Here is a 7,006-nt window from a genome sequence, read left to right as displayed (position 1 = left end):
CCCCGCCGCAGCAGCAGGTCCATTGAAGGAGAACCGCTCCTGGCCCACAGCGCCTGCAGCTCGCGGTCAATCGCCGCGGCCTCCGATGCTTCGGACTGCGCCAGATCCTGCAGCAGCACCTCGGCAGACAGCGCCTGCGCGGCACCACTGCCAGGCAGGGAAAGCGCGGCCATGGCAGCCGTTGCCGCCACGATAGCTTTGAGCTTTGGGAAATTTGCCACCATGATGCCCCCAGTGTAATCCCGCGCGCTGCATTTACCAGTAATAGCTGCTATGGCTTCACAGGTTTGTGCTATAAGGCGCGCAAAACAGATTGAGGATCAAGATGAGCGTTACCCTTGAACAGGCAGCTGAGGCCCTGAACGGCAAACTGGATGCAGGCGAATTCACCGCCTCCGCCAAATTCCAGATCGAAGGCCTGGGTGCCATCATGCTGGACAGCTCCGGCGCCCGCGTCGCCGATGAAGAGGCCGACGTGACCATGTCCGCCGACGCCGACACGTTTCAGTCGATCCTTGAGGGCGACCTGAACCCGACCGCCGCTTTCATGTCCGGCAAGCTGACCATTGACGGCGACATGGGCACGGCGATGCAGCTCGCCTCGGCGCTGGCCTGATGGACGGAACCCCGGTGGACCTCCAGCCCGCCCCCTTGTTTGCGGAAATCGCGCAGGGACCGGCAGGCGGGGAAGCCCACTGGGTGCACACCTCAGATGGCCTGCGCATCCGTGCGGGCCACTGGCGTCCTGAAGGGGAGGCAAAGGGCACGGTCCTGCTGTTCCCCGGACGCACGGAATATATCGAGAAATACGGGCCCGCCGCGGCCGAGTTTGCCGCCCGCGGGTATGCCACCCTGACCGTGGACTGGCGTGGCCAGGGGCTGGCCGGGCGGATGCTGGCAGAACGGCGGCTAGGCCATGTCGGCCATTTCACTGATTTTCAGAAAGATGTGCAGGCGCTGGCCGCGCTGGCCGCGCAGCTGGACCTGCCCCGGCCCTGGCATCTGGTCGGCCATTCGATGGGTGGCGCCATCGGCCTGCGCGCCCTGATCGAGGGGCTGGACGTCAACTCCTGCTGCTTCACCGGCCCGATGTGGGGCATCCAGATCCCGCCGCTGCTGCGCCCGCTCGTCCACGCCCTTGGCGGCATCGCGCCGCTGCTGCGCCTGGACGAACGGCTGCTGCCGACCACTGCGCTGGAGCAATACGTGCAGATCACCCCGTTCGAGGGCAACACGCTGACCACCGATCCGGAAATGTACAAGCTGATGCACGCCCAACTGGCGGCACAGCCGGATCTGGCGCTTGGCGGTCCCACCATCCAATGGCTGCGGGTCAGCCTGCAGGAATGCGCGGAACTGGCAGCGATGCCCTCCCCCGCCCTGCCCTGCATCACCTTCCTCGGCACTGACGAGCAGATCGTCAATCCCGGCGCCATTCACGACCGCATGAACCGCTGGCCGGGCGGCGAGCTGGACCTGATCAAGGGGGCCCAGCACGAGGTGATGATGGAAACCCCGGAAATCCGCGCCCATGTGTTTTCCCGCATGTGCCGCTTGTTTGATCAGTACAGCCGCTGACCCCCGTTGCCTGGGCTGCGTACGCCCCGTTTACCCGGCTCTTACCCGAAAATGCCATTCTCTTGCAGCCCGGCATCCGCCTGCTTGTGATCCCGCAAGCCCGCCCTTAGATGTTGGGTCAATGCATTTCTCATGACAGGAGCCCCCATGTTCCAGCTTCCCTTCCCCGTCCGCGACGCAAACGCCACTGCCGGTTCCGGCGGCCTCGGCGATCTGCCGGAATGGGACCTCAGCGATCTTTACGCGTCTGAGGACGCCCCCGAACTGGCCCGCGACCTGGAGTGGCTGGAGAAGGAATGCGCCGCATTTGCCGCCGATTACGAGGGCAAGCTCGCTGATCTGGATGCAGACGGGCTGCTGGAATGCGTGCAGCGCAATGAGAAGATCAACAACATCGCCGGCCGCATCATGTCCTTTGCGGGGCTGCGCTATTACCAGCTGACCACCGACGCCGCCCGCGCGGCCTTTCTGTCCGATTGCCAGGAAAAGGTCACCATCGCCACCACCCCGCTGGTGTTCTTCACGCTGGAACTGAACCGGATCGAAGACAGCGTGATGAACGCGCATCTGGCCGCCAATGCGGAACTGGCGCGCTATGACAGCGTTTTCCGCCGCATCCGCTCGATGAAGCCCTACCAGCTGTCGGATGAGCTGGAGAAATTCATGCATGATCTCGGCATTGTCGGCGACGCCTGGGAAAAGCTGTTTGACGAGACCATCGCGGGCCTCACCTTCACCGTGAACGGCGAAGAGCTGAACATCGAAGGCACCCTGAACCTGCTGACTGAGCAGGACCGCAGCAAGCGCGAGGCCGCGGCCCGCGAACTGGCGCGCGTCTTTGGCGAGAACATCAAGACCTTCGCCCGTGTCCACAACACCCAGGCCAAGGAGAAAGAGATCATCGACCGCTGGCGCGGCATGCCCAGCCCGCAGACCGGCCGCCACCTCTCCAACGACGTGGAGCCCGAGGTCGTTGAGGCGCTGCGCGAGGCAGTGGTTGCCGCCTACCCCAAGCTTTCCCACCGCTATTATGAGCTGAAGCGCAAATGGCTGGGGCTGGACGTGATGCAGGTCTGGGACCGCAACGCGCCGCTGCCGCTGGAGGATACCCGCACCATCGGCTGGGATGAGGCTGAAAAGACGGTGATGGAGGCCTACAACGCCTTTGATGCCCGCATGGGTGAGATTGCCGCGCCGTTCTTCTCGGACGGCTGGATCGATGCGGGCGTGAAGCCCGGCAAGGCGCCCGGTGCCTTTGCCCACCCCACCGTCACCAACGTGCACCCCTATGTGATGCTGAACTACCTGGGCAAGCCGCGCGACGTGATGACCCTGGCGCATGAGCTGGGCCACGGCGTGCATCAGGTGCTGGCGGCGGAACAGGGCGAAATGCTCTCCTCCACCCCGCTGACCCTGGCGGAAACCGCGTCTGTCTTCGGCGAGATGCTGACCTTCCGCAAGATGCTGGACAAGGCCGAAACCAAGGAGCAGCGCAAGGTGCTGCTGGCGGGCAAGGTCGAGGACATGATCAACACGGTGGTGCGCCAGATCGCCTTCTATGACTTTGAATGCAAGCTGCACGAAGCCCGCCGCGGCGGCGAACTGACCCCGGATGACATCAACGCCATCTGGATGTCGGTGCAGGCGGAAAGCCTGGGTGAAGCCTTTGAGTACATGGAAGGCTACGAGACCTTCTGGGCCTATATCCCGCACTTCGTGCATTCACCCTTCTATGTCTACGCCTATGCCTTCGGCGATGGTCTGGTGAACGCGCTCTACTCGGTCTATGCCGAGGGCGGCGAAGGGTTTGAGGACAAGTATTTCGAGATGCTCAAGGCCGGCGGTTCCAAGCACCACAAGGAACTGCTGGCGCCCTTCGGCCTCGACGCCACCGACCCCAAGTTCTGGGACAAGGGCCTTTCGATGATCTCCGGCTTCATTGACGAGCTGGAAGCGATGGAAGACTGATGCCAATAGCCCTGCGCCCGGTGGCCCGCAGCGAGTTTGACCTGGTAAGCCGTATTGAGGTTGAACCGGATCAAATCCGTTTTTCCGGCACCGTAGCCCAGGCTTTTGAAGAAGATGAGGACGGCGTGGATTTCCACGCCATCCTTGATCAAAATCGCGCCCACGGCATTTTCAGGAAAAAGTACCATGCGAGACGACTTCATTCTCGGTAGTGTTAAGACCTACGCAATGAATACCAAAAAATTGCTCAAGCTGTATGAAAAGCACACGGGAGAGCCTGCGCCAAAGCTACAAGGGCCGCCCAAGCAACGATACCAAGCGGCGTTGAATCTAATCGACAAGGCTAGCTTTCAGGTCGATGATTCTCTGCCCATTGCCGACATTGACGACATCCCGCCGAATACTTTCTTTGACGCCATGTATGAAACCATCACAAGTGAGCCGTTCAACAAGAATGGCGACTATGAGTTGAGGCACTTCTTGAGACGCGCCACAAGCGCTGCAACGCAAGAGATGGGTGCAACCAAACGGCTAAACATCGGGGACAATTTCCACTTTCAGCGCATGTTTCAATATGTCCGGGAGTTCGAAGAATGGGCTGCGGAAGATGAACTAGGTTTTGGCCTCAAGGTCCTAAATGCAGCCGGGGCAGGCGCAGTTGCCCAATACCCGAGCGGTCCCGACAAACTCGTTATCCGCGTTTGGCACGAATAGACATCGTCCGCTGAAACGGGAGCACCGGTCCAAACTGACCCGGTGCTCCCATCTTGATCTTTTCTACTCAGAACTTACAGATTGGGGAAGTAATCCTCGCAGTCGCCATCGCGGTAGACATCCGCGGTACAGCAATGCAGACCGCCGCCAAAGGCATAGGCGTCGCGCAGCTCGACCTCGACCACTTCCATGCCCAGCTTGTCCATCTGCTCTGCCTGGTAGACCTCTGATTTCTCGACGCAGACCGTTTTCGGGTCCAGCACCAGCACGTTCATGCTGAGCCACGTGGAGGAATAGCACAGCGGCGGCGGGGTGTTGTGGGCAGGCTGGGCCGCATCGACGATGTCCCAGCCGTTCTTGTTGAACATCGCGCGCTGTTCTTCCGGCAGGCGGCGCTGGGGGTTGTTCAGGATCAGACCCGGGCGCAGCGGCGTGAAGGTGGCGTCGATGTGGATCGGGTACGGATCGCCCGGGAAATTCACCGTGTGCACCCGGTGGTCCGGGAAGTGGCGGCGCAGCCACTCAATGCCCTTGAGGTTGGTTGTGAAGCCATGCTGTACCACCAGATCCTTGCCGAAACGCAGCACGTCGGCGGCGTCGAACAGCGGTTCTTCTTCGGTGGTAACAAAGAACTTTTCCGCTGCCCATTCCAGCCGCTTGGCCACCCCGATTTTGTCGCTGAGGTAATCCGGGTGGTAGTCCGCGTCCGTGAGGCGCGGCTTGGGTGCAGCCTCGTGGCGGAAGTTCGGATCGTCCTCCCAGTACTGCTTCAGCAGCGGCCTGTAGTTCAGGTATTCGAACCAGCGGCAGCGGTAGGACATGGTGGCTTCCAGCATCTCATGGCCGACGGTCAGCAGCACGTCGCGCGGCGGCATGCAGCCGAACTGGCTGTCGGTGTGGAAATCCGGGGTGGTCACCGGCTGGGAATGGTCGATGGAGACCGGGCGGTCCACCCGGATGCCGCGGCCGCGCAGCTGATCGGCGAAGTTGTTCAGCAGTTCGTTGGCGCGGTCTATGGTCTCCTGCGGGCGGCGGCCCCACTGGCCGCGCATGTCGCTGTCTTCCGGCACCTTGGCATCCAGCGCGGGCTCTTCCGGCGGGATGTGGCAATCATCGGCACGGCCCACAATCACATGGCGCAGCGTGTCCCATTCATTCCAGCTTTTGACTTCAGTTTTCTCCGGCGACCAGGCCATGAATGCCTCCCTTGTCTTGGGAGGCAAAGGCGGGGCCTTCAATCTCCCGATTGAAAGTCCCGGCGTACAGGAGCGTGGTTTTGGGCCAGAGCGATCTGCCTGCGGCGACGCCATCGCCTGTGAGCCCGGCGCAGGATATAACACTGGCAGGGCAAGCGGGGAAGAGGCTTTGGCCGTTCGCGGCGGCGAGGGATGAAACTGCCGCAGAACGGGCTAGGGTCAGGAGACAGTGATACCAGGAACCGGTTTCAGCAGAATGAGTGACAGGCCCGCGTCAGCACCGCCGCCCTCGGCCACCAGCCAGTTTACAATGCTGCTTGGGCTGGCGGGCTATGTCTCTGCTTTGGTCCTGCTGCACGGCAGCGGTACCGCGAGGGTTGAGGCGGGGATAATTGCAATGCTGGCAACCGCATTGCCGATGCTGGGGCATGAGCTGCTTTGGCTAAGGACATGTTCAGACCCGGCGACCGGGCTTGGCCGTCTTGGGCAGAAGCAGATCAACTGGCCGCGGATCCTGCAGAAGCTGGCCGGGCTTTGCGGCACGCTGGCCGTGATCGCTGCCGCCTATTGGCTGTTTCCGGAATACCACCGGAGTTTCTATACACCGTTCTGGGAGGCCTGCCGCATCGCTCTGCCGGTTCTTCTGGCTCTGGCAGTGCCCTATTTCATCGTGGTGGATTTGCGGATGGAGGCCCCCGGCGACGGTTACCAGCATGCGGGCTATCTGTTTCTTGGGCAGCTGGACAAGGTGGATTGGGAGGTTCTGCGGGACTATGCCCTAGGCTGGCTTATCAAAGGGTTCTTCCTGCCGCTGATGTTTGTCTATTTCAGCGGCAACGCCGCCTATCTGCTGAAAACCCCGCTGGCCGCCGCGGTGGATTCCTTCCCCGCCCTCGTCCACTACATGGGGCGGCTGACGGTCGGCATCGACCTGGCCTTTGTCAGCATCGGCTATGTGCTGACGCTCCGGATCACCAATTCCCATATCCGCTCCTGCAACCCGCTGTTCTGGGGCTGGGCGGTGACGCTGGCGATGTATGTGCCGTTTTTCTCGGTCATCGGTCGCAAGTATCTGGACTACAACGATGGATTGGGCTGGCTGGACATGCTGGGCGGATCGGAGGCAGGCGTGGTGCTGTGGGGAAGTGCCATTGTTACGGCCAAGCTGCTGTGGGCCTGGGCCAATGCCTCCTTTGGCATCCGGTTTTCCAACCTGACGCACCGCGGCATCATCACCAACGGCCCCTACCGCTGGACCCGGCACCCGTCCTATCTGTTCAAGAACATCTCCTGGTGGCTGCTGTCGGTGCCGTTCTTCACCACTGAAGGCGCCGCCGAGGCGCTGCGCCTTTCGCTGCTTTTGCTGGGGATTAACGGGATCTACCTGCTACGCGCCAAGGCGGAGGAGCGGCACTTGTCCGAGGACCCGGCCTATGTGGCCTATGCCATGTGGATTGAGCAGCACGGCAAGCTGCGCTGGCTGGGCCGCGTTCTGCCGGCGCTGCGGTATTCGCCGCCCGAAACCGCCCCTGCCCGGTAGACCCCTCGGG

Annotated in this window: 7 protein-coding genes and 1 pseudogene; 6 read left to right on the top strand and 2 right to left on the bottom strand. The window is 61.9% G+C overall.

All coding sequences use genetic code 11. The annotated features are described in order from the left end of the window. Positions 1-224, bottom strand: a pseudogene (locus RA25_RS14565) (tetratricopeptide repeat protein); the annotation flags it as partial. Between the two features lie 101 nt (positions 225-325). Between RA25_RS14565 and RA25_RS14560 the strand changes: the two are divergent. From RA25_RS14560 to RA25_RS14540, 5 genes are all read left to right on the top strand, one after another. Further along, positions 326-616, top strand: a complete 291-nt coding sequence (locus tag RA25_RS14560) for an SCP2 sterol-binding domain-containing protein (protein WP_019294699.1) — start codon at positions 326-328, stop codon at positions 614-616. Continuing rightward, positions 616-1,578, top strand: coding sequence for an alpha/beta hydrolase (locus tag RA25_RS14555; RefSeq protein ID WP_039173432.1), 963 nt, complete (start codon positions 616-618; stop codon positions 1,576-1,578). Before RA25_RS14560 ends, RA25_RS14555 begins: the two co-directional genes overlap by 1 nt. Before the next feature lie 147 nt (positions 1,579-1,725). After that, complete coding sequence (locus RA25_RS14550) at positions 1,726-3,546, top strand: M3 family oligoendopeptidase (protein ID WP_039173429.1); 1,821 nt, start codon at positions 1,726-1,728, stop codon at positions 3,544-3,546. Then, entirely contained in the window at positions 3,546-3,758 is a 213-nt protein-coding gene (locus RA25_RS14545) for a hypothetical protein (protein ID WP_241477421.1), read from the top strand. The genes RA25_RS14550 and RA25_RS14545 overlap by 1 nt, the downstream gene beginning before the upstream one ends. Continuing rightward, positions 3,733-4,260, top strand: a complete 528-nt coding sequence (locus tag RA25_RS14540; protein WP_039173428.1) for a hypothetical protein — start codon at positions 3,733-3,735, stop codon at positions 4,258-4,260. The genes RA25_RS14545 and RA25_RS14540 overlap by 26 nt, the downstream gene beginning before the upstream one ends. A gap of 74 nt (positions 4,261-4,334) precedes the next feature. Here the strand turns inward: RA25_RS14540 and RA25_RS14535 are convergent, their stop codons facing one another. Next, positions 4,335-5,456, bottom strand: a complete 1,122-nt coding sequence (locus RA25_RS14535) for a serine/threonine protein kinase (protein ID WP_039173426.1) — start codon at positions 5,454-5,456, stop codon at positions 4,335-4,337. 256 nt (positions 5,457-5,712) lie between these two features. Here RA25_RS14535 and RA25_RS14530 point away from each other — a divergent pair, with 256 nt between their 5' ends. Beyond that, a complete protein-coding gene (locus RA25_RS14530; protein WP_082023078.1) occupies positions 5,713-6,996 on the top strand; it encodes an isoprenylcysteine carboxylmethyltransferase family protein in 1,284 nt (427 codons plus the stop codon). The last annotated feature ends 10 nt before the right edge of the window (positions 6,997-7,006 follow it).

Source organism: Leisingera sp. ANG-S5, assembly GCF_000813925.1.
GTDB lineage: Bacteria > Pseudomonadota > Alphaproteobacteria > Rhodobacterales > Rhodobacteraceae > Leisingera.
The sequence above is the reverse complement of the archived record's forward strand: the minus strand, read 5'-3'. Positions and strand labels throughout refer to the sequence as shown.

Bases quoted from the DNA above. Each gene is read 5' to 3' on its own strand.
- RA25_RS14560 (WP_019294699.1), top strand. From the start codon at position 326: ATGAGCGTTACCCTTGAACAGGCAGCTGAGGCCCTGAACGGCAAACTG.
- RA25_RS14555 (WP_039173432.1), top strand. From the start codon at position 616: ATGGACGGAACCCCGGTGGACCTCCAGCCCGCCCCCTTGTTTGCGGAA.
- RA25_RS14550 (WP_039173429.1), top strand. From the start codon at position 1,726: ATGTTCCAGCTTCCCTTCCCCGTCCGCGACGCAAACGCCACTGCCGGT.
- RA25_RS14545 (WP_241477421.1), top strand. From the start codon at position 3,546: ATGCCAATAGCCCTGCGCCCGGTGGCCCGCAGCGAGTTTGACCTGGTA.
- RA25_RS14540 (WP_039173428.1), top strand. From the start codon at position 3,733: ATGCGAGACGACTTCATTCTCGGTAGTGTTAAGACCTACGCAATGAAT.
- RA25_RS14535 (WP_039173426.1), bottom strand. From the start codon at position 5,456: ATGGCCTGGTCGCCGGAGAAAACTGAAGTCAAAAGCTGGAATGAATGG.
- RA25_RS14530 (WP_082023078.1), top strand. From the start codon at position 5,713: ATGAGTGACAGGCCCGCGTCAGCACCGCCGCCCTCGGCCACCAGCCAG.